18 protein-coding genes are annotated in these 21254 nt (G+C 68.1%); 8 read left to right on the top strand and 10 right to left on the bottom strand.

The genetic code is table 11. The annotated features are described in order from the left end of the window. Positions 1–60 precede the first annotated feature (60 nt). Genes E3U26_RS14355 through E3U26_RS14345 form a run of 3 tightly spaced genes read left to right on the top strand, consistent with a single transcriptional unit; the run spans position 61 to position 4675 of the window. On the top strand, positions 61–1959 hold the full coding sequence (locus tag E3U26_RS14355; RefSeq protein ID WP_499106276.1) for a hypothetical protein: 1899 nt from the start codon (positions 61–63) through the stop codon (positions 1957–1959). Beyond that, entirely contained in the window at positions 1956–2597 is a 642-nt protein-coding gene (locus tag E3U26_RS14350; protein WP_499106275.1) for a hypothetical protein, read from the top strand. The genes E3U26_RS14355 and E3U26_RS14350 overlap by 4 nt, the downstream gene beginning before the upstream one ends. Further along, positions 2594–4675: an N-acetylmuramoyl-L-alanine amidase gene (locus tag E3U26_RS14345; protein ID WP_499106274.1), complete on the top strand. Its 2082-nt coding sequence runs from the start codon at positions 2594–2596 to the stop codon at positions 4673–4675. The genes E3U26_RS14350 and E3U26_RS14345 overlap by 4 nt, the downstream gene beginning before the upstream one ends. Positions 4676–5427: 752 nt before the next feature. Here the strand turns inward: E3U26_RS14345 and E3U26_RS14340 are convergent. Together E3U26_RS14340 and E3U26_RS14335 are read right to left on the bottom strand one after the other, a co-directional pair. Continuing rightward, a complete protein-coding gene (locus tag E3U26_RS14340) occupies positions 5428–6687 on the bottom strand; it encodes a two-component system sensor histidine kinase family protein (RefSeq protein WP_499106273.1) in 1260 nt (419 codons plus the stop codon). Next, positions 6684–7406, bottom strand: a complete 723-nt coding sequence (locus tag E3U26_RS14335) for a response regulator transcription factor family protein (protein ID WP_499106272.1) — start codon at positions 7404–7406, stop codon at positions 6684–6686. Before E3U26_RS14335 ends, E3U26_RS14340 begins: the two co-directional genes overlap by 4 nt. 208 nt (positions 7407–7614) lie before the next feature. Here E3U26_RS14335 and E3U26_RS14330 point away from each other — a divergent pair, with 208 nt between their 5' ends. The 3 genes from E3U26_RS14330 to E3U26_RS14320 all read left to right on the top strand — a co-directional run bounded on the left by E3U26_RS14330 (position 7615) and on the right by E3U26_RS14320 (position 9158). Next, positions 7615–8256, top strand: coding sequence for a hypothetical protein (locus E3U26_RS14330; protein ID WP_499106271.1), 642 nt, complete (start codon positions 7615–7617; stop codon positions 8254–8256). 64 nt (positions 8257–8320) lie between these two features. Further along, positions 8321–8797: a hypothetical protein gene (locus E3U26_RS14325; protein WP_499106270.1), complete on the top strand. Its 477-nt coding sequence runs from the start codon at positions 8321–8323 to the stop codon at positions 8795–8797. A 10-nt stretch (positions 8798–8807) separates the two neighbouring features. Further along, on the top strand, positions 8808–9158 hold the full coding sequence (locus E3U26_RS14320) for a hypothetical protein (protein WP_499106269.1): 351 nt from the start codon (positions 8808–8810) through the stop codon (positions 9156–9158). Between the two features lie 60 nt (positions 9159–9218). On the opposite strand, the gene E3U26_RS14315 is transcribed toward E3U26_RS14320, so the two are convergent. The 3 genes from E3U26_RS14315 to E3U26_RS14305 are packed head-to-tail and all read right to left on the bottom strand — an operon-like array spanning position 9219 to position 12698. Further along, complete coding sequence (locus E3U26_RS14315; RefSeq protein ID WP_499106268.1) at positions 9219–9500, bottom strand: RcnB family protein; 282 nt, start codon at positions 9498–9500, stop codon at positions 9219–9221. A gap of 50 nt (positions 9501–9550) precedes the next feature. After that, positions 9551–11491, bottom strand: a complete 1941-nt coding sequence (locus E3U26_RS14310) for an ABC transporter permease (RefSeq protein ID WP_499106266.1) — start codon at positions 11489–11491, stop codon at positions 9551–9553. Between the two features lies 1 nt (position 11492). Then, positions 11493–12698, bottom strand: a complete 1206-nt coding sequence (locus E3U26_RS14305; protein WP_499106265.1) for an efflux RND transporter periplasmic adaptor subunit — start codon at positions 12696–12698, stop codon at positions 11493–11495. A 273-nt stretch (positions 12699–12971) separates the two neighbouring features. On the opposite strand from E3U26_RS14305, the gene E3U26_RS14300 reads away from it, so the two are divergent. Together E3U26_RS14300 and E3U26_RS14295 are read left to right on the top strand one after the other, a co-directional pair. Continuing rightward, positions 12972–13277: a hypothetical protein gene (locus E3U26_RS14300; RefSeq protein ID WP_214274996.1), complete on the top strand. Its 306-nt coding sequence runs from the start codon at positions 12972–12974 to the stop codon at positions 13275–13277. A 219-nt stretch (positions 13278–13496) separates the two neighbouring features. Beyond that, positions 13497–14789 carry a TolC family protein gene (locus tag E3U26_RS14295; protein WP_499106264.1) on the top strand — a complete coding sequence of 431 codons (1293 nt, stop codon included), beginning with the start codon at positions 13497–13499 and terminating at the stop codon, positions 14787–14789. Here the strand turns inward: E3U26_RS14295 and E3U26_RS14290 are convergent. The 5 genes from E3U26_RS14290 to E3U26_RS14270 all read right to left on the bottom strand — a co-directional run bounded on the left by E3U26_RS14290 (position 14770) and on the right by E3U26_RS14270 (position 21113). Next, positions 14770–16212 (bottom strand): NAD-dependent succinate-semialdehyde dehydrogenase, encoded by a 1443-nt coding sequence (locus tag E3U26_RS14290; protein WP_499106263.1) that lies wholly within the window; start codon positions 16210–16212, stop codon positions 14770–14772. The genes E3U26_RS14295 and E3U26_RS14290 overlap by 20 nt on opposite strands. 19 nt (positions 16213–16231) lie before the next feature. After that, on the bottom strand, positions 16232–16987 hold the full coding sequence (locus E3U26_RS14285) for an IclR family transcriptional regulator (RefSeq protein WP_036760543.1): 756 nt from the start codon (positions 16985–16987) through the stop codon (positions 16232–16234). 97 nt (positions 16988–17084) lie between these two features. Continuing rightward, positions 17085–18161 (bottom strand): type 2 periplasmic-binding domain-containing protein, encoded by a 1077-nt coding sequence (locus E3U26_RS14280; RefSeq protein ID WP_499106262.1) that lies wholly within the window; start codon positions 18159–18161, stop codon positions 17085–17087. Between the two features lie 31 nt (positions 18162–18192). Continuing rightward, positions 18193–19968 carry an ABC transporter permease subunit gene (locus E3U26_RS14275; protein ID WP_140848193.1) on the bottom strand — a complete coding sequence of 592 codons (1776 nt, stop codon included), beginning with the start codon at positions 19966–19968 and terminating at the stop codon, positions 18193–18195. Beyond that, positions 19965–21113: an ABC transporter ATP-binding protein gene (locus E3U26_RS14270; protein ID WP_140848195.1), complete on the bottom strand. Its 1149-nt coding sequence runs from the start codon at positions 21111–21113 to the stop codon at positions 19965–19967. The genes E3U26_RS14275 and E3U26_RS14270 overlap by 4 nt, the downstream gene beginning before the upstream one ends. Between the last annotated feature and the right edge of the window lie 141 nt (positions 21114–21254).

Raw genomic sequence — 21254 nt, 5'->3', positions numbered from 1 at the left:
CTCCCGCTCTGTGCATTGTAATCCGATACAGTGCGAGCGCGCTTGAAGGCGGGATTCGCTGTGGATGATATCTATCAAGAACCCATAGATAACGTCGATCTTCATGCGCGCCTCTATCGGGAATGCGAGGCGATGATCGCGCTGATGGCCGGTCGGGGGATTTCCTGCGCTCCGGCCATTCTTGAGCGAATAACGATCCTCGACCTGGGAATCTCGAAACGCCAGGATATTCCGATCAAGGATCTGGTCGCCCTGCATGCCGCCCTGGCCGAAGTGATCCGCCCTGCGCTACCACAGTCGGTTGAACTGCTGCATTGGGACGCGACCCGGCGCAAAATTCCGTTCTGGGATCTGTTGCATTTTCTTGCCCCCGTCTCGGCGGTTCGCAAGGTGATCCTGTTCACCATCCTGTGCTTCTTCGTCTTTTTCGCCGTATTGATCTTTGGACCGCTGACAGCCGAGCAGGTTGGCAACGGTATCCCGCTGTTCAACACCGAAGTTGAAGCGGATATGGCGTCTGCCGAGAATACGGGCGGAACCGCGGGCGGAAACATGAACCACTTCGCCCTGTTCTGCCTTACGCTGTTCTACGTCTCGCTCAGCGCGATCGGCGCCTGTTTCGCCACGCTCTACGATGCCAACCGCTATGTCTGCGAAGGCACCTATGATCCCCGGCGGGGATCGAGCTATGCCATTCGCATCGGGCTGGGCATGATGTCGGGATTCCTGCTTTCGCAGGTGCTTTTCGGCCTGACCGGCGATGCGCGCCTTTTCGGCCGGGTTGTCCTGGCATTGCTGGGCGGATTTGCGGGCGAATTGATCTACCACATCCTGAACAAGCTGGTGGGTGCCGTCGAAAGTGTGTTCAAGGAAGATCCCCGCAGCCTCGTCGAGCGGATCACGCGGGAAGCCGAGGCGCGCGAACAGGCGGCCATCCAGCGTCGGCAAGCCGCCCAGACGGTGGAGGCGGTGACCTTTGCGGCCCAAATGGAGGCGGCGGGCGATCCTGCCGCCCGCGCCGCCGCCACCCGCGAATTCCTCGCGCGGTCCTCGGGCACGGAACAGGCCGCTGCCGGGAACGCCTCCGATCCTGTCACGATTACGGTGCAGAAAGCCGCGGCGACCGCTGCCTTCCTGCGCCGCGCGCTGGAAATCCTGCCCTCTGGCGAAGGCGCGAAGCTGCGTGATGCGCTGGACCGGCTGGAAAAGGGGATCGCCCGCGTCCGCAACATCGACGACCGCGGGGAGCTGGCGGTAGAGGCGGCGAAGCTTGGCGGTCTCGCCCTGGCCAAAGGGCCGCTGAAGGGCATCCTTGCCGCCAGCCTGGGAAAGCTTGCGGGGCCGCTCGCCCCTCTCGGCATCTCGCCGGGCAGCCTTGCGCTGATGGTGGTGACGTTGACCGGCCAGCACGGCGCCGTCGCCTATCGCCGCTGGAAAGCGCGGGTGCTGAACGCCCCCTACCTGCCCGATCTCCTCCCGGTCGATCCGATCGACGCGGCAGCGGTCCAATCCGCCCTCGACGACATGCCGGATGCCCTGGCCGCCCTTCAACCGGGGTCGGACGACATGGCTGCGCTCAACCGTCTCGGCCAGGCTGCGGCCGACCTTGATCACGACAGCTTCTTCGACAGCTTCGGCCGCGCCTTCGCCGGCACGCGCGAAGAGTTCGATGCTGCCGTGGCCGGCTTCCGGGACCGGATGAGGCAACTGCGCCGTGTCGAACTCGACCGGCTGGTGACGGCGGAGATCCCGGAACCGATGCTCGTCCTGTCCGGCGCGCCCGACCGCGGCAGCCTGCTTGCTGCGCTCGACACGCTCCAGAAAACGCCGGAAACGCTGGCGGAACTGGAAAAGCTTTTCCTGATGGCCGCCGCCATGCGCGACAGCCCCACCGCGGCAATCGACCTGCAATTGCTCCGCGAGGCCCTGGCTGCCGCAGAAAAGGAGGCCATGCCATGAGACTGCCCTATCTGCTTGCCGCCACGCTGACTGCGCTGGTCGTGCTGGCGGGCTGCGACGACCCCGGCGACCAGATCGCCAGAGTTGTCGATCCAGAAATGGCGGAACTTGCCAAAGTGCAGGCGATGGACCGGCCTGCGGCGGCTGCGCATGTTCCGCAATGTCGCATAAGGGAAGAAGGCTGCGCCCGCGTCCATGAGATCACCGGCGATGCATGCCTGCGCATGGCGCAGGACCGGCTGGCCAGCGTCGGTGCCGCGCCCTATGCCGCATGTGCGGCCGCCCGGTTCGGCGTCCTGCGCAATGCCGGGGTGCCCGGCACCAGCCTGCGCGGGCTGGAGGCCGAAAGGCTGGTGCGGGAAACGGCCAGCCGCGCAGAGGCCAATGAGGCCAATATGCGGCTGGCCGCGCTGGCCGCGGGGGTGGATCACCCCGCTGCGGGCTATTATCGCGCCAGCGCCGTCGATTGGCAGGCCACTTTCGCCAGTCCTGTCCCCTGCGCTGCCCTGCAGGAGGCGCAGGGTCATGCCCAGCAGGCCGCCGCCGCTGGACCGGCCGAAGGGCTCGACAATCGGGCGGCCGCGACCACGCTGGCGAACCGGCTTTCCCAGCGCAACCAAGCCGGGGGATGCACATGATGGAGACCGCGATCCTTCAGTATCTCGGCCCGCCGATGATGAGGGGGCCAATGGTGTTGTTGCTGCAGCTCCGTCTTGCCCAGCTTGCGCTTCTGCCGATCGAGGGGGTGGACGGTCTCTTTGGTCCGCAGACCGCGCAGGCGGTGCGGGCGCTGCAGGCCCGCATGCGCCTGCCGATAACCGGCGCGTTGGAGGCTGATCTGGCCCGCCAGTTGATCGCCGGGCTGGCCGATGATGCGCGACCAGAGCTTTCGGCAAGTGCGACCCTTTCCACCATGGCGTCACCCGCCGGGCTTGGCGCCCAGCTCCAGCCGGGCCTGCGGCCGCCTCGGCACCCGCGCCCGCGGCCTGCCGAGCGGCTTCGCGCTGTTCCAGCGGATCAGCTGCCCAACGCCCGGCCCAAGCGGATCATTCTGCATTGGACGGCGGGCAATGCCAGGGCGTCAACCCAGGATCTGCAGCACTATCACTTCTGCATCGAACAGGACGGCACCATTCGGCGCGGCAACCGCACCATCGCAGACAATGACTCCACCGCGGATGGCCGCTATGCCGCCCACACGCGGCAATGCAACACTCGCTCTGTCGGTCTGGCGCTGTGCGGCATGGCCGGGGCGCAGGAGCGACCCTTTCGCGCTGGCCGCGCGCCGATACGCGAGGCGCAGATTCCGGTGCTCGCCCGTCTCGCCGCCCAGATCTGCCAGCGCTACGACATTCCGGTCAGCCGCGAAACGGTGCTGGCGCATGGCGAGGTCCAGTCGATCCTGAAAATCCCCCAGAACGGCAAATGGGATCCGCTGGTCCTGCCCTGGCGACCGGAGCTTTCTCCGCGAGAGGTCGGCGATCTGCTGCGCGCCGAGGTCGCCCAAGCGCTCGCCTCTCCCGCCGCCGATCCGGTCGGGGGCGACGAAGCCCCAGGCCGGTTCCCCCTCTTCATCAACGGCCGCGAGGTGGTCGGCGGCGGCATCCCCGAGGATGGCGAGGATTGGGTGCCGCTCGCCCCCCTTCTGGAAGCGACCGGCTGGCAGAGCGAATCGCCCGAGGGCCTGTCCAGCGTGACCCTGACGGGCCCGGCAGTGCTGATCCGCGCAGGCGAGGCCACGGCCTGGGTCGATCTTCGCACCGAGGCAGGGATGGATCTGATCTTTCTCGATGATCTCGTGGAGGAACTGGACCTCAGCCTCAGCATCGAACCCGACGGCACCCGACAGCTCAAGGGTGATCCCGGCGGCGGGTTTGCAACGCTCGACGGCACCCGCTTTCAGCGGGTCACGGTGGCGCGCGGCGATACCCTTCGCGCCATCGCGCGCCACCATCTCGGCGACCCGGAGTTGTGGCGGCAGATCCGCGATCCCGATGGCCAGGTGTTCAACGAATCAACGGCGCGCACGCTGGCCGCCGGCATTCAGGTTCTGGTGCCGGTCGTTCCGGCTGCCAGGCCCGCCGCGCCGACCGGCCCCATGGATCCCGCAGCCCTTGCCGAAATCGCGCAGGCGGTTTCGCAACTGACCCATCGCCTGAACAAGGATGCGGCCCAAAGAGCGGTGCCCATCATCCTCGCCGCCTGCCTGGCCGAGGGGATCACCGACCCGAGCCACCTGGCCTATGTGCTTGCGACCGCCGAGCATGAAACCAATTTCGGCCGCCAGATGATCGAGAAATGGGGCAATCCGCCCTCGGCCAACCAGCAGCGGTATCAGGGCCGGTTCGGCAATATCCACGCCGGCGATGGCAAGCGGTTCCGGGGGCGCGGCTATGTTCAGCTGACCTTCCGCGACAATTATCGCCGGTTCGGCAAGGCGATCGACCTGCCGCTGGAGGATAACCCGGACCTCGCAGCCGAGGAAGAAACTGCCGCGCGGCTGATGGCGATCGGCATGGGCCGGCTTGGCTATACCCGCGGCTTTCCGGTGCTGGCTACCTTCGGAAGCGGCGAGAATTTCGATTTCACCGCCGCACGGCGCATCATCAACGGCGACGGCAACACGAAGACCGACCGCTACCCGGTCCCATTCGGCCAGGCCATCGGCGGCCGCGCCCAGGCCTATGCAACCGTTCTTCTTCAGCGGTTGCTCTGACGTCCGCTCCGGTTTCGGAGGACATTCCGCAGCGCGCGCATGAAACGATCTGTTCATCAGGTGCCAATGCCTGCCTGCATGGAATGACGACGCGCATTGCGAGGAAGGGGATAAGACAAAGGTAGCCGCTTGATCCACGCAGGCCCGCCCGAACTGTCCACCCTGCACAAGGGCAAGATGCGGAAACCCACGTCGATGACATTCTTGAAGTCGGGAGGATAACCGTTTTTGATCGGAGCGAAGGAACCTGGTTAACAGGCTGGCTGAAGTTTCTCGATGTCTTCCTTGGTCAGGACAGCCCCGCCCGTTGCCTCGACATTCTCCTGGCCATCCGCAACCAGCGTGATCGCGTCCAGGACGATTTTGCCTTCAGCAGCCGAGGTTATTTCCTGATCCTGGAGATACGCCACGATCGCCAGAGCCGAGCATCCTCCGCCGGATATGACCGCGGTGAGTTTCCCTTATCACTCCAGAAAGATATGTTTGGGCTGGCGAATGGCTGGCACTTCACACTTAACAGCCTTTCGCTCCCGCCAACATCGTTATTTTGTTACGAAATGCTTCTGCGTCATAATGGCATGCCGAATTTTCAGCCCCGGCATGAATATTGGACTTAATAGCATCGCCAGGATGGAATATGCCCGCGAAAGATTGCGCAAAATCCCCGCCGGCATTTCAAACCATCCAGTGTTTTTGGCGTGCGAAAACTTAGAGATCCGGGATGATCCCAAATTTCTCCGGCAGACCTTCCATCAAATCGCGACGGTTTCCGCGCATGGCAGTCGGCAGATCTGCAAAAGCCCATGCGGCTCGCGGTTGCTGATCGCGATACTGCCGCCGTGCCGCTCGATGATCTCGCGCGCGATGGCCAGCCCGAGCCCGGCGCCGGGAAAGGATTTGCGCCGGGCCTGGTCGACGCGGAAGAAGGGCTCGAAGATCTGCGCCAGCAGCTCGGGCGGCACGCCCGGACCGTCGTCCTCGATGCGGATCACCGCATGGTCGCCCTGGCGCCCAAGCGCCACCCGCGCCCCGCCGCCATGGGTCGCGGCATTGGCGATCAGGTTGCGCAGCGCCCGCTTCAACGCGATGGGGCCGGCATGGACGGTCAGCGGCGGCAGCTCGCCCAGTTCGACCTTCTGCTCCAGGGCGCACAACTCCGAGGCGATCTGGCGCAACAGCGGGTCCAGCCGGATGGGCTCGGCCCCGTCCGCCCCGACCTCCTCGCGCACCAGGCGGATGGCGCTGTCGGCGATCATGTCCAGCTCTTCGAGATCCAGGAGCCATTTCGCCCGCTCGGCCTCGTCCTCGATGAACTCGGCGCGCAGCCGCATCCGGGTCATCGGCGTGCGCAGGTCGTGCCCCGCCGCCGCCACCAGCCGCATCCGGCTTTCCATCGCCTGCCTCAACTGCGCCGAAAGCCGGTTCAGTGCACGCGCCGCGGTCCGCACCTCGCCCGTGCCGGTCTCGGGGATCTGCTCCAGAACGCCGTCCGGGCCGACGCGATCCACCGCGTCCTCGAGCAGTTGCAGCGGCCGCGTCAGCCGGCGCGCGGCATGGAGCGAGATGGCGGCGCTGCCCAGCACGATCAGGGCCAGCCACACCGCAAGCACCTTCCAGCGCCCCGGCGGCGGCGACATATCCGGGATCGGCAGCACCAGCCATCCCTGCGGCAGCACATGGACCGAGGCGACCAGCGGCTGGCGCTCGCCCTGCCGCGTCACCACCACGTCGAGCGGCGTGCCGGTGCGGCGCAGCGCCTCGCGCAAGAACCCGGTCTCGTGCATGTCGATCTCGCCCGGCGCGGGTTCGGGCCGCAGCTCTGTCCGGGGTGTCGCGCCGCTGCCATGGCCCAGCAGGGCGACGGTCAGGTGGATCTGCATCGCCACCGGCTCCATCGTGGCCTGCGGCGATGGCGGCTGCATCACCTGCGTCGCGGCATAGCTCGCCAGCACCACGACGCTGACGATGGCCGCGATCAGCAGGGCCGCGATGCGGGTGCGCAGCGAACTCATCCCCGGCCCTCGCCCACGCTGCTCACCGGCACGGCAAGCTGATAGCCGCCGTTGCGCACGGTGCGGAATATCGTCGCGTCGTGCTTTTCGCCCAGCTTGCGGCGCAGCCGGCTCATCAGCACGTCGATCGAGCGGTCCAGCGGATCGCGGTCGCGGCCCTGGGTCAGGTCCAGCAACTGGTCGCGCGACAAGAGCCGGCCCGGCCGTTCCAGAAAGACCCGCAGCAGGTCGAACTCGGCGCCGGTCAACTCGACCTCGCTGCCATCCTCGGCCAGCACCCGGCGCTGACCGGGATCGACCTCGAAACCGGCAAAGCCGTAGGTCCGGGCCTCGGGGGCGGCGGCTTCGTCCGGTCCGGCCGTCCGGCGCAGCACGGCCTTGATGCGGGCGACCAGTTCGCGCGGGTTGAAGGGCTTGCCCAGATAGTCGTCGGCCCCGAGTTCCAGCCCGATGATGCGGTCGACGTCCTCCTTCAGGGCCGTCAACAGGATGATGCGCAGTTCGGGCCGGTGTTCGTGCAGGCTGCGGCAGATGTCCAGCCCCGAACCGTCGGGCAGCATCACGTCCAGCACGATCAGGTCGGGACTGCCGTCCGCCACCCGCGCCTCGCACTCGCGCCGGTCGGCGGCGGTCAAGACGCGGAACCCCTGCCCCTCCAGGTAGCGGCGCAGCAGGGTGCGGATTTCAGCGTCGTCATCGACGATAAGGATACGGTTCATCGGCACCACCTTGACATGCCGCCGTTCTAGCGGATTTCCGGGCATCCCGCCTGGGCAAATTTGTGACGAAACATTGCCGAAACGACCCTCGGAAACCTTCGTTTGCAAAACTCGGTCGCCCGGAAAGAATTCGTCACCGACAAGACCTAAGCCGGACAAGGGAGGGGCGTAGCGTCATCGGCATCGCAACCGATGAAAGGCCCGTCCGATGAAGAACGCCCTGTCGAAGACCCTGGCGGTGGCCGCCCTGCTATGCGCCTCCGGCACCCCCCTGGCCGCGCTGGCGCAGAGTGCCGGCGAGGCGCCGCCCGCCGCGGCAGAGGAACCTGCCCATCCCATGCCCGACCTTGCAGGGCACGGCCACGGCCGTCCCGATGCCTTCCGTCCCGATGCCTTCCGTCCCGCTATCGACCAGCCCGGCCCCGCAGGCCTGTCCCCGGCCCTCGGCCTTGCCGGCCATCTTGCCGCCGCCGAGACCTTCCTGGGCATCACCGCAGAGCAGCAGGATGCCTGGCGCGACTATTGCCAGGCGCTGATCTCCTTCCTCGAGCCGGCTGCCCCGCCGGCACCTGAAGCCGGGGCCCAGGGCGACAGGCCCCCGGCTGGTCAGGCCCGCCCCCTGGCCGCCGAGCGCATGGCAGCGCAGGCCCTTGCCCGCGCCGGCAAGGCCCGCGCCCTGCTGGATGCCGCGACCGCCCTGCGCGGAACGCTGGAGCCGACCCAGCTGGAGAGGCTGCAGCAGGTCGATCCGGGCTTTGGTCCGGGGTCGCGCAGCCCGCGGCATGAGAGCCCGGAACGGTCGGGTCTGCACCAGCCCCGGCCGGGCCAGCAGCCCGCACCAGCGCGCTGAGCCATCCTGCGTCGGGCAAAGACGCACCTCCCTTCCAGACCGCAGAACAGCAAGGACTGATGCAATGCGTCGCTTTCTCATGATGACCGCGATAGCGGTGACGGCAATCGGCAGCAGCCAGATGGCCATGGCCGAGACCCGGCCGGATGGCCCGCCGCCGGAATGCCGGCAGGACGATCGCAAATGCCCGGCGCCCCCGGCAAAGGATGCCCGCAAAAAGGGCGAAGGGCCCAGGGGTGAACGCCGCGAACCGCCGCCGCAGGAAGCCCGGCGCGACGGGCACAAGCCGCCCCAAGCGCCGGATCACCGTCCGGGCAAGGCGCGGGACGCGAAAGGCAAGCCGCCGGTGGATAGCCGCAATGCCTTGCGCGTGGGCGACAGCGGCCGCGACGGCCGCGCCTTCCAGCGCGCCGGCAACAGCCGATACGCCCCGGCACCGCGCGGCCAGGAATATCGCGTGGTCCGCGACCAGCTTGTGCTGGTGGACCAGAAGACCAAGCGCATCGTGTCGATCCTTGGCCCGATCCAGGCGCAACGCTGAAGGAAATCCCATGAAAAAGGCGATGATTCTGGTGGCCTTGACCCTGCTGAACCTGGCCACGACACCTGGCCTGGCCGAGCCTGCCGCGCGTTGCGAGCAGGCCGCGCAGCGCTGTGCGCTCAAGGCCGAGGCGGCGAAAAGACCCGCCGTATCCGACACCGGCGAGCAGCCCCACAAAGGACCGAAAGTCGGCGAAGTCACCCATGGCGGCCGGTCGCTCAGGACCGCCGAAGCGCGGAAACTGGCCAGGCCCGCGACCGGCCGTGCCTATCGCGTGGTGGAGGAGCGCGTGGTTCTGGTCGATGCCGGAACCATGAAGGTGCTGCAGGTTCTGGGCTTGGCCTCGGACATCCTGCGCTGACCGCTTCCAGGTGACGCACCAGAGGCGGCGACCGGACACACCCGGCCGCCGCCTCTTCTTTTACTGCCCGGCGTAGCGCGCCGGGACGGTCGAAATCACACGCCCCGATGCATCCACCCGCAGGAAGACGCCGGGTTGCAACTCCCAATGCTGGCCGTCGTCGGGTCTTGGCAATGCGTGATTGTGGTAATCGACCCTGACGCCCCGGCCGCTGCGCACCATCGGCTCGAGGCCCTGGGCTTCCGTGCCCACAGGATAGCGGTAGATACGCCCCGTCGGCTCGTCCTTTTCCGAGCAGGCGGCCAGGGCGATCACCAGGGCGAGCAGAGGAATGGTTTTCACGATGATTTCCTTTCGGGATTGCTTTTCCTGGGAAGCTGCTCCCCGTCCCCTCACCCTTTTTCGAGTGCTGTTACGGGTTCGAGCTTTGCGGCGTTGACGGCTGGGAGGTAGCCGAAGATCAGGCCGATGCCGCAGGCGCTGGCCAGGGCGGCGAGCATGGAGAGGGGCGAATAGACCAGGGTGAAATTGCTGCTCAGCCGCTCGAAGGCCAGGCCGAAGCCAAGCGCCGCCAGGATGCCCGCCGCGCCGCCGATGACGCAGACCAGAACCGCCTCGATCAGGAATTGCGCGCGGATGTCGCCGCGCCGCGCGCCCACCGCCATGCGCAGCCCGATCTCGCCGATGCGCTCGGTCACGGAAACCAGCATGATGTTCATCACCCCGATGCCCCCCACCAGCAGCGAGATCACCGCGATGGCCGCGACCAGCAGCGTCAGCGTCTGCGTGGTCGAGGTGATGGTCTGGCGGATCTGGTCGTTGTTGACGATGAAGAAATCCTTGCTGCCATGGCGCCGGACCAGCAGGTCCGAGACCATCTGCTCGGCCAGGGCCATGTCCACCTCGTCGGCGACGCGCAGCGTCAGCCCGCTGACGCTGGTCGAGCCCAGGTAGCGCGCCTGCACCGTGGTATAGGGCGCATAGACCGTCAGGCTGGTGGAGCCGCCGGGGCCGCGGTTCTGCGCCTCGGCCACGCCGATCACCCGCAAGGGCACCTTGCCGGCCATGAAGACCTGCCCCAGCGCCGCGCCCTCGCCGAACAGGCTCTGGCGGGTGCTCTCGTCGATGACGACGTTCTGGCCCATCTCCGCCACGTCGCTTGCGTCGAAGCCGCGGCCCTGGGTCAGCGCGACGCCGGCCACGTCGAAATACTGCTCGCCCACGCCGCTGATCTGGGCGCTGGCCTCGGTCGCGCCGTGGCGCAGGGTCTGCGCGCTGCTGACCGTCGGGCTGACCGAGGCGACATGGGGCTGGCGCGCCAGCGCCGCGCCGTCGGCCGTGACCAGCGTCGTCACCCGCCCCGAGCGCATGTCGCCGAAATCCCGGCCGGGATAGATCTGCAGCGTGTTCGTGCCCAGCCCGGCGATATTCTGCAGCACGCGCTGGCGCGAGCCCTCGCCAAGCGCCACCACCGACACGACCGAGGCGATGCCGATGATGATGCCCAGCATGGTCAGGAAGCTGCGCAGCTTGTGGGCGCGCATGGCCAGCACCGCCATGCGCAGCGCCTCGGCCAGCCGGCCCAGCACCGGGGCGGCGGCGCGGGCGGGCGGCAAGGCGGCCAGCCGCGCGGGCTCGGCGGGCGCATCGCTGCGGCGGTCGGCGATGATGCGGCCGTCGGCGATCTCGACCACGCGGCGGGCGCGGGCGGCGACCTTGGGGTCGTGGGTGACGATGATGACGGTGCGGCCCTCGGCGTTCAGCCGTTCCAGGATGCCCAGCACCTCGTCGCCGCTGCGGCTGTCGAGCGCGCCCGTCGGCTCGTCGGCCAGGATCACGCGGGCGTCGTTGACCAGCGCGCGGGCGATCGAGACCCGCTGCTGCTGGCCGCCCGAAAGCTGGCCCGGCCGGTGGCCCAGCCGGTCGCCCAGGCCCAGCCGGTCCAGCAGGTCGCGGGCGCGGGCGCGGCGCGCCTCGCGCGGCAGGCCGCGATAGATCGCCGGCACCTCGACATTCCCCAGCGCCGTCATCTCGGAAAGCAGGTGGTAGCGCTGGAAGATGAAGCCGAAGGTTTCGCGGCGCAGCGCCGCCAGCTCGCCCGGATCGCGCTGCGCCACCTCGCGCCCGTCCAGGAGGTAGCTGCCCGAGCTGGGCCGGTCGAGGCAGCCCAGGATGTTCATCAGCGTCGACTTGCCCGAGCCCGAGGCGCCCATGACGGCGACGAATTCGCCCTGGGCGATGTCGAGGTCGATGTCCTTGAGCACGCGCAGCACCCCCTCGCCCGAGGGGTATTCGCGCGTGATGCCGCGCAGCCGGATCAGCGGGGATCCCATCTCAGCCACCCAGCGGGCCCATCATGCGCCGGCTGCTGCGGGGGGCCGCGCCCGCCGCCGGGGCGCCGCCCTGTTCGCCGGTCACCACCTGCTCGCCCTCGTCGAGGCCCGAGACCACCTCGGCCACCACCTTGTCGTTGAGCCCGATCACCACGTCGCGGGTCTGGATGCCGCCGCCCGCGGCCAGCACCCGGACCTGGTGGCTGCCGTCGGGGTTGCGCCGGCCAAGCGCGCTCGACGGGATGGTCAGCACGTCCTGCGCCGCGCCCAGGACGATGCTGACCTGCGCCGTCATGTAGCTGCGCAGGTGCCCGTCGGGGTTTTCGACCGGGACGATGCCGGTGTAATAGATGGCGCCGCTGCTGCTGTCGGTGCTGGCGCCGCCCTGGATGGCGCTGTCGTTGACGATGCTTTGCGGCGCCGGGGCGATGGAGGCCAGCACGCCGCGATAGCTGCGGCCGCTGTCGTCGAGCAGGGTGAAGCGCACCTGCTGGCCGGGCCGGACCTTGCCGATGTCGGCTTCCGAGATCTCGGCATGCACCTCCATGCGGTCCAGCTGCCCCAGCACGACGATGGTGGGCGAGGACTGCACCGCGTTCACCGTCTGCCCGGCCTGGCTGACGATGGCCAGCACCGTGCCGGCAGTGGGCGCGGTAATGCGGGTATAGTCAAGGTCGGTCCGGGCGATCTCGATCGCGACCTCGGCCTGGGCGATCTGCGCCTGGAGCGCGGTGATCTGGGCGCGGGCCACCGCGACGTCCTGCTGGGCGCTGTCGATGGTGCTGCGCGCGGCCGCGGCCGAGCGGATCAGGTTTTCCGACCGCTCCAGCGTCTTTTCCGCCAGCGCCAGCACCGCCTGCCGCTCGGCCATCTGCGCGCTGAGATTGGCCAGCGCCGCCTGGGCGGTGCGCAATTCGTTCGCCTGCTGGACCGAGTCGATCCGGGCGATCAGGTCGCCCTGTTCCACCCGCTGGCCCAGCCGGACCGCCAGTTCGGTGATCCGCCCCGAGACCTGCGCCCCCACCGCCACCAGGCGCGAGGGCTTCAGCCGCCCCTCCGCCAGAACCGCCATCTCGATGTCGCCGCGCGCGACCGGCGCGCTCATGTAGCCGGGGGTCGCGGACTTGCCCTCGGTAAGCCCGGCCACGCCGGCCAGAACGGCGACCAGCGCCACGGCGGTCAGGGCAAGGGCTAAGGGCTGGCGCATCGGATCTCTTTCCTTGCTCCAAGCGAATCGATCCGGCATGGGAACGGCGCCGGTTCGCCCGCTTGCGCCCCGAGATAGCGGCGGGCCGTTTCCATCGTTGGTCTTGTCCGTGTCGGGAGGTTTCCGCGAAAGCCGAATTTGTAACGAAAGGTTTCCCCCGCACTCTCGGAAACACTTCCTTACAAATCTCTGCGTGCGCCGGGACGATTGTCGGGCATCATGGTTTCGGGTCACGGCAAGACGCGGCCCAAGGACAGGCGACAGGACGCGACCATGACCAGCCAGACCCTGGCCGAAGCCCGACGGCGCATGACGCTTTGCGTGCCGCGCGGCATAGCGGCCGATGCCGGCGCCCGGCGAATGGAGCCGGTCTCGTTCAGCCTGATCGAGTTCGGCGGCGAAAGGCTGGTCTTTCGGCTGGTCGATGCGCGGGGCGACCTGCTGGACCTGATGCTGAATCCGGTCGTCGCCGGCGCCCTTCGCGATTGCATTGCCTTGCACGAATGCCTTGCCGAGCGCCCGGAGCCGTCCGCCGCGCCTCATGAAGGGCAGGCCGGATCTTCTACGTCGCGGTCCTGAGGACCGTGCAGCATTTCACCGGAAAGAGAGCCAAGACGTGATTTCCCCCTCCCGCTTCCGGGCCCGGCGCTGCTGCTTCTGGCGGCGGGCTGCGCGGCCGTCGGACCCGATCCCGACGACCGCCCCGCGATCCCCCTGCCCGCTACCTTCGCCGAAGGCGAGGCCGCATCGGCCGACACGCTGGCCAGCCGGGCCTTCTGGGCCGCATATCGCGATCCGGTGCTGAACGAGTTGATCGCGCGCGGGCTGAAGCAGAACCTGGACGAGGCCGCCGCGCGCGAGCGCATCCGCGCCGCCGCCGCCGATCTGCGCGGCACCGGGGTTCTGGCGGCCCAGGCATCCGGCTCGGCCGATGCGTCGCGCAAACGGGGCTCGACTGCGGGCGCAGCGGTGCAGAACGTCAACGCCTCCAGCCTCGGCGCCGGTTTCGTCTTTGACCTGTTCGGCGGCGCGCGGCGCGAGCGGCAAGGCGCAAGGGCCAGCCTGGAATCCGCCAAGGCGGATCTGGGCACGGCGCGGCTGGCCTGGATCGCCGAGCTGATCGGCGCCTATAGCGACGCGCGCTATGACCCGCAGGCGCTGACGCGGCAGATGGTTTGCAGCCGCGAGGAAACCGTCCGCATCATCCGCGAGCAGCGCGAATTCGGCGTGGTCAGCGAATTCGACATGGCTCAGGCCGAGGCGCTTCTTGCTGCTGCGCGGGCCGAATTGCCGGGCTACGAGGCACAGTTCGACGCGCAGGTGTTCGCCATCGCGACCCTGCTCAACCAGCCCGCCTCTTGGGTGCAGGCGCAGATGCGGCGCGGCTCTCGCCCGCCGCGCAGTCCCGGCAGCAGCCGCGCCGGCCTGCCGGCCGACCTGCTGCGCAACCGGCCCGATCTGCGCTCGGCCGAATACGACCTGGCCGCGCTGGCGCTGCTGGACCTGCTGGATTCCGACCGCCCGACGGCCAGCGCCCGGCTCTCGGCCGCCTCGGCCCGCAACCAGGCGGCCAAGGAATGGGCGGCGCTGCAGATCGCGGCTGGCGCCGGCGCGGGCGAGGTGGTGCTGGTCAGCCGAGAGGCGTTCAGTATCCCGTTCCGACTGCTGCATTCGGTCGCCGCTTCCAAAATTCGGTATCCGGCAATCCCGGCGGATGTTGGCCTCGCAGGACGATGGACGATGCGGAACTTCCCCTCCCCTGGCGAGGGGAGATGCAGCACAGGGCAGAGCCGTCGCCGGGATCAGCCCCAGCCGAGTGGCCCCGAATTTCGATCGAAAAGGCTGCATCCGCTGCGCCTGGCGCGGGTCGCGCAGCATCAGCGCCCCCGCTCTGCAAGTCGCCTGCCACGGTCCCATCGACCGCAGGGGATGATCGCAAATCCCGTCCGAGCGCGGGCGGCAAGCCATTGTCAAGAACGGGCCGAAGCCGGCCCAGCGAACGGCATTCGGATGCGGCCTTGCGCATGCAGGCTGACGCTCATCTCACCATCGAGAGGTCTTCGTCGCCGCTTTAACCCGGAAGCTGGGTGATGAATTTTGTCACCAGATAGGCCTCGATCGCCTCCGAGCCCCCCTCGGTGCCATAGCCGGATTCGCGCACACCGCCAAAGGGCACCTCAGGCAGCGCCAGCCCCAGATGGTTGATCGTCGTCATGCCCGCGTCGATTTCCAGTCCCAGCCGCTGCATCGTTTCAGCCGAGCGGGTGAAGGCATAGGATGCAAGGCCAAAGGGCAGCCGGTTCGCCTCGGTGATCGCCTCGTCCAATGTGTCGAAGCGATTGACCACGGCGATGGGGCCAAAGGGCTCCTCATGCATGATCCGCGCTGCCAGAGGCACATCGGCCAGCACCGTCGGCGCGAAGAAATTACCGCTGTTGCCGATGCGCTCGCCGCCGATGACCAGCCGCGCGCCCTGTTCGACCGCATCGGCGACTAGCCCCTGCAGGGCGGCGACACGGCGGTCATTCGCCAGCGGTCCCATCTGCACGCCCTCGTCGAAACCGTTGCCGACGCGGGCGCGGGACAGCGCGGTGCTGAAATCCCCCAGGAAGGGCTCGAAGGCCGCGCCCTGCACCAGAAAGCGCGTGGGCGAAACGCAGACCTGCCCGGCGTTGCGCAGCTTGCTGCCCGCCATGGTCTGCACCGCGCGGGCGATATCCGCATCCTCGCAGATGATGACCGGGGCGTGACCGCCCAGCTCCATCGTGGCGCGCTTCATGTGCTGGCCGGCCAGGGCCGCCAGATGCTTTCCGACCGAGGTCGAGCCGGTGAAGCTGATCTTGCGGATCACCGGATGCGCGATCAGGTATTCCGAGATCTCGGCCGGCACGCCATAGACCAGGTTCACCACCCCCGCCGGCACCCCGGCATCGGCGAAGGCGCGGATCAGTTCGGCGGGCGAGGCCGGGGTTTCCTCGGGCGCCTTGACGATGATCGAGCAGCCGGCGGCCAGCGCACCCGACAGCTTGCGCACGACCTGGTTGATCGGAAAGTTCCAGGGCGTGAAGGCCGCGACCGGCCCGACCGGCAGCTTGATCGCCATCTGCGTGACGCCCGGCATGCGCGCGGGGATGATCTGGCCATAGGCGCGGCGGCCCTCTTCGGCGAACCAGTCGATGACATCGGCGGCGGCCATGGTCTCGCCCCTGGCCTCGGCCAGCGGCTTGCCCTGTTCGCGGGTCATGATGGCGGCGATGGCATCGGCGCGCTCGCGCAGCAGTTCGGCGGCGCGGCGCATGATGCGATAGCGGTCGAAGGCGCCGGTCGCGCTCCAGACCCGGAAGCCGCGCGCGGCGGCGGCCAGCGCCGCATCCAGATCGGCGCGCTCGGCCTGGGCCAGCTGGCCGATCACCGCGCCGCTGGCGGGATCGGTTATCGCGATGCTGCGGCCCCCGGCACCCGGCCGCCATTGGCCGTCGATGAACAGAAGCGTGTCGGGATAGGCGGCGGTCATGTCTTTACCTTTTGCTGTTTCAGTCGCGCGGGGCATAGCCCAGGGCCAGGGAAATGGCGCGGGCGGCCTCCATCACAAGCGGCGCGATCTCGCGCAGCTGCTTGCGCTTGATGCGGGAATCGGGGCCGGACATGCCGATGGCGCCGGCAAGCTCGCCCGAGCGGTTCAGGATCGCGCAGGCGCAGGCGGCGATGCCCTCGCGCCATTCGCCCTCGGGGACAAGGGCGTGACCCTGCTCGCGTGCGATGCGGATATCCTCGCGCAGTTCGGCAAGCGTGGTGCGGGTGGTGTCGGTATAGCGCTGCATCCGGCCCTCGAAGCGGTCGAGATAGCTGTCGGGCATCTGCGCCAGCATCGCCTTGCCGGTGGCGACGGTATAGGCGGGGGCGCGGGCGCCGACGCTGGTATGGGCGCGGATGTGATGGGCGCTTTCGATCTTGTCGAGATAGACCACCTCGCTGCCATCCAGCACCGACAGATGCACCGTCTCGCCGGTCTGCTCGGCCAGCCGGGCCATGGCGGGGCGGGCGATCCGGGTCAGGTCCATGCGGCGGATGACATGGCTGCCCAGTTCCCAGATCCGGGTGGTCAGCTCGTAATGGCTTTGCGGCGGCACCTGCCGGACATAGCCCTGCGCGATCAGCGTCGCGAGCAGGCGGTGGACATTGCTTTTCGTCAGCCCCAGCGCATTGGCCAGGTCGGTCACGCCCCGCGGCTGGTCGCTGAGCGCAAGCGCCTCGATCAGCCGCAACCCCTTGATGAATGCCTTGTCCATGTCCGGCTTGGTCTTCCCTTGCTGGCGCGGGCCGGCGCGGCCCGCCCTTTTGTCATATATGCCCCAGGCCGCACCGAACAGGCCAGCCCAGGCATCCTTACTGCGCCAGAAGCGCGTTCAGCTGTTCCTGGCCGTATTCCTCGTTCGTGGTGGTGCCGTGGCCCGAGGCGGCGCCCCAGTAATCCGGGCTCCATTCGATGGCCTTGGCCAGGTTCTCGGGGTTGTTGGCCCAATACTTGCTGATCTCGGGATCGGCCTGCTCATAGACCAGGGGCGAGGGCAGCGCGACCGGATAGGCCGAGGTCAGTTCCGCCGCGCGCTTGGCATCCAGCCGCCAGGACAGCAGCTTCAGCGCGTTGTCGTAATGCGGCGCGCCCTTGGGGATCGAGAAGAAGTCGTAATAGACGAAGCCCTGGTTCCATTCGACTTCCAGCGGCGCGCCTTCCAGCGCCAGGACCGAGGACGAACCGGTATAGGCCATGCACATGTCCGCCTCGCCGTCCAGCAGCAGCTGCGGCGCCTGGGCCGAGGTGGTCCACCATTTCGAGACATGCGGCTTGATCTCGGCGATCTTCTTCAGCGCGCGGTCCATGTCGATGGGATAGATCTGGTCCTTGGGCACGCCATCGGCCATCAGCGCGGCCTCCATGACAAAGCGCGGCCAGGCGGGCAGGCAGCGCTTGCCGGGGAATTTCTCGGTATCCCAGAAATCGGCCCAGCTTTCCGGCTGCGCCTCGGCATAGGTGTCAGTGTTATAGACCATGGCGACGCCGATCACCTGCAAGGCCACGCCCTTGGGCCGCTTGAGGTTGTCGGGCATGGTCGCCAGCGTCTCCTGCGCCTCGGGCGACAGCTTGGCATAGTCGATGTCCGCCAGGCAGCAATCGCCCAGCAGGCGGGTTTCCTGGTCGAAGATGAAGGTCAGGTCCCATTCGGTCTTGCCCGCCTCGACCTGCGCCTTGATGCGGGGGCCGGAACGCGCCTCTTGCACCGTCACCACGTCGATGCCGGTTTCCTTCTCGAACGGGTCATACATGACCCCGCGCAGCGCATCGCCATAGGCGCCGCCGGGATCCTGCATCACCACCTCGCCCTCGGCAAGCGCGGGGCCGGCCAGCAGCGCGCCCAGGGCCAGCGCCGAGACCGCGCCGGTCAGTCTGTTCAGTCGCAGCATTCCATCCTCCTCCATTGGAACATTCTTGTGGTTACGCGGGCTTGCCGCGCGTCAAGACCGGCCGGGCCAGGATGATCCCGCCCACGACCAGCAGCACCTCCAGCGTCGAGACGACGGCCAGAACCGGGTTCAGCTGGTAGTTGATGTCCGCCCACAGCATCAGCGGCAGGGTCTTCATCCGCGGGCTGGACAGGAACAGCGACAGCACCAGCTCGTCGAACGAATGCAGGAAGGCAAAGAACACCGCCGCCGCCAGGCCCGGCGCGATGGCGGGCAGCGTCACCGTGCGGAACACCGTCAGCGGCGAGGCGCCATGCACCGCGGCCCCCTGCTCCAGCCGCTGGTCCACCGCCTGCAGCGATGCCGCGACGATCACCACCACGATCGGGATGCCGCCGATGGCATGGGCGGCGGCCAGGCCGAGGTAGGTGCCGACCAGCCCCAGCTTCAGGAACAGCGCGTAAAGCGACAGGCCCAGCACCACCGGCGGCACGATCATCGGGCTGACCAGCAAGAGCATCAGCGCGGATTTGTAGCGGATGTTGCTGCGCACGATGCCCATCGCCGCCGTGGCGCCCAGGCTGACCGAGATCGTCGCCGAAAGCAGGGCGATCAGCAGCGAGTTGCGGAAGGCGTTCATCCAGTTGCTGTCGCTGAAGAACTTCTCGTACCAGCGCAGCGACCAGGCGGGCGGCGGAAAGGTCAGGTAGCTGGCCTTGCTGAAGGAAATCACCATCACGACGATGATCGGCACGACCAGCGCGACGATCACCGCCCCGCCCATGATCCGCACCGTCCAGCGCCCCCAGCCGGCGGGCAGCCGCCCCATCAGCCGCAAGAGCGGCCAGCCCAGCAGGTCGGCCAGCACCATGCCGAGCCCCCGGCGCGGCGCCTGCACGCGGGCCGCCGTGGCGACGGGCTTGGGCTTGCCATCGCCCAGCTTGCCGCCGCCCCAGATGAACTCGAACCCCATGATCCGGCCGGCGACGCCGACCACGACCAGGGTGATGACCAGCAGCACCACGGCCAGCGCCTGCAGGAACCCCTCGCCGGTGATGGAATCGGCCTGCTGGGTGATGTGCATGGCGAACATCTGGTCGCCCGGCCCGCCCAGCAGCGTGGGCGTGATGAAGAACCCCAGCGCCGCCACGAAGACCAGCAGGAAACCCGCGCCGATTCCCGGCAGCGTCAGCGGCAGCAGCACGCGCCAGAACACCGCCAGCGGCCCCGCGCCCGAGGCCAGCGCCGCGCGCGTCAGGCTGCTGTCCAGCCGCGCCACCGAGGCATAGATGCTGAGCACCATCAGCGGCAGCAGCACCGCCGTCATGCCCAAGAGCACCGAGCCCCGGTTGAACAGCAGCGCCAGCGGCGTGTCGATCAGCCCCAGCATTTGCAGCAGCTTGTTGATCGGGCCATTGCGGCCCAGCAGCACCATCCAGGCATAGGTGCGGATCAGGATGGCGATGAAATAGGGCAGGATCACCGCCGTCGCGATCAGGATCTGGGTGATGCCGCGCGTGCGATGGATCAGCAGCGCCGTGGGATAGCCCAGCAGCACGCAAAGGCAGGCCACCGTGAAGGCGATCTTCATGGTGCGGACCAGCGATTCCCAGTAAAGCGGGACCGAGAACACCCGCTCGAAATGCGTGGACCAGGTCGGGCCGGACATGCTGACCCGGAACAGGTCGATCAGCGGCAGCAGATAGATCACCGCCAAGAACAGCACCGCCGGCACCAGCAGCAGCGCCGGGCTTTTCAGCCGCTGCGCCAGGGGGGTGCGGGGGGCGGCAAGGGTCGCGTCGCTCATGACAGCACCCAGCTGTCGGCGGCGCCCCAGCCGACATGCACCTGCGCGCCGAGTTCGGGCAGCTCGCGCCCGGCGATGTCGGGGCAGCGGATCAGCAGGCGCTGGCCGTCGTCCAGCACCACCTCGATGCGCAGCACCTCGCCCAGAAACAGCGCCGAGGTCACGGTCGCGGGCAGGGTGCCGGGCGCGGGGGCGGCGTGGATCGCGATGCGCTCGGGGCGGATCAGCACGGTGGCGCTGTCGCCGGACACGCCATGGCGCGATTCCGCCTCGAAGACATGGCCGCCGGGGGTGCGCAGCGTCAGGACGCGGCCGTTTCGGCCCAGCACCTGCGCGTCGATCAGGTTGCTTTCACCCACGAAGCCCGCGACGAATCGGCTTTGCGGGCGGCGATAGATCTCGGCCGGGCGGGCGATCTGCACGATATGGCCCGCGTCCATCACCGCGATGCGGTCGGACATGGTCAGCGCCTCGGACTGGTCATGGGTCACGAAGAGGATGGTCGAGCCGATGGCCTGGTGCAGTTCGCGCAGTTCGATCTGGATCGATTCGCGCAACCGGCGGTCCAGCGCGCTCAGCGGTTCGTCCATCAGCACCACGCGCGGGCGCATGACGATAGCGCGGGCAATGGCCACGCGCTGCTGCTGGCCCCCCGACATCTGCGCCGGCAGCTTGCCGGCATGGTCGGACAGCCGCATCATCTCCAGCGTCTCGGCCACGCGGCGGTCGGTTGTCGCGCGGTCGATCCTGGCCATGCGCATGGGAAAGCCCACGTTCTGCGCCACGGTCATGTTCGGAAACAGCGCATAGCTCTGGAAGACCATGCCGAAGCCGCGCCGATGCACCGGCACGTGCTGGATCGGCTTGCCATCGACCAGGATCTGGCCGCCGTCGAGGCTCTGGAACCCGGCAAGCAGGTTCAGCAGCGTGGTCTTGCCGCTGCCCGAGGGGCCGAGCAGCGTGATGAACTCGCCCGGTTCGATGTCCAGGCTGATGCGGTCGGCCGCGACGAAGGCGCCGTATCTCTTGACCACCTCGCGGATCGAGATGCCGGCGCCGATCGCCTCTTGCGCCCGCACGGCGGCAGTGGTCGTGGTGCCGGACGTTTCAAGGCGCATCTCGCGCCGCGCCAATGTCTGCGCCATCATTTCCTCCCTCGTTCCATATTATAGAACGCTATTCTGTATTTTATTGTCGGCGCTCTGCCCCGCTTGTCAAGAATTTCCGACGGGCGGGCGAAATTTCTGCAAAATGCCGCGATGGGAATGGATTGACTTGCCGGTTTG

The organism is Paracoccus ferrooxidans, from assembly GCF_029909815.1.
GTDB classification, from domain to species: domain Bacteria; phylum Pseudomonadota; class Alphaproteobacteria; order Rhodobacterales; family Rhodobacteraceae; genus Paracoccus; species Paracoccus versutus.
This window is presented reverse-complemented; position numbering and strand designations above follow the sequence as displayed.

Excerpts from the sequence above, each read along its gene's own strand:
- E3U26_RS14275 (WP_140848193.1), bottom strand. The coding sequence starts at position 19,968 with ATGAGCGACGCGACCCTTGCCGCCCCCCGCACCCCCCTGGCGCAGCGG.
- E3U26_RS14350 (WP_499106275.1), top strand. The coding sequence starts at position 1,956 with ATGAGACTGCCCTATCTGCTTGCCGCCACGCTGACTGCGCTGGTCGTG.
- E3U26_RS14335 (WP_499106272.1), bottom strand. The coding sequence starts at position 7,406 with ATGAACCGTATCCTTATCGTCGATGACGACGCTGAAATCCGCACCCTG.
- E3U26_RS14330 (WP_499106271.1), top strand. The coding sequence starts at position 7,615 with ATGAAGAACGCCCTGTCGAAGACCCTGGCGGTGGCCGCCCTGCTATGC.
- E3U26_RS14280 (WP_499106262.1), bottom strand. The coding sequence starts at position 18,161 with ATGCTGCGACTGAACAGACTGACCGGCGCGGTCTCGGCGCTGGCCCTG.
- E3U26_RS14300 (WP_214274996.1), top strand. The coding sequence starts at position 12,972 with ATGACCAGCCAGACCCTGGCCGAAGCCCGACGGCGCATGACGCTTTGC.
- E3U26_RS14310 (WP_499106266.1), bottom strand. The coding sequence starts at position 11,491 with ATGGGATCCCCGCTGATCCGGCTGCGCGGCATCACGCGCGAATACCCC.
- E3U26_RS14325 (WP_499106270.1), top strand. The coding sequence starts at position 8,321 with ATGCGTCGCTTTCTCATGATGACCGCGATAGCGGTGACGGCAATCGGC.
- E3U26_RS14270 (WP_140848195.1), bottom strand. The coding sequence starts at position 21,113 with ATGGCGCAGACATTGGCGCGGCGCGAGATGCGCCTTGAAACGTCCGGC.
- E3U26_RS14345 (WP_499106274.1), top strand. The coding sequence starts at position 2,594 with ATGATGGAGACCGCGATCCTTCAGTATCTCGGCCCGCCGATGATGAGG.
- E3U26_RS14285 (WP_036760543.1), bottom strand. The coding sequence starts at position 16,987 with ATGGACAAGGCATTCATCAAGGGGTTGCGGCTGATCGAGGCGCTTGCG.
- E3U26_RS14290 (WP_499106263.1), bottom strand. The coding sequence starts at position 16,212 with ATGACCGCCGCCTATCCCGACACGCTTCTGTTCATCGACGGCCAATGG.
- E3U26_RS14320 (WP_499106269.1), top strand. The coding sequence starts at position 8,808 with ATGAAAAAGGCGATGATTCTGGTGGCCTTGACCCTGCTGAACCTGGCC.
- E3U26_RS14305 (WP_499106265.1), bottom strand. The coding sequence starts at position 12,698 with ATGCGCCAGCCCTTAGCCCTTGCCCTGACCGCCGTGGCGCTGGTCGCC.
- E3U26_RS14340 (WP_499106273.1), bottom strand. The coding sequence starts at position 6,687 with ATGAGTTCGCTGCGCACCCGCATCGCGGCCCTGCTGATCGCGGCCATC.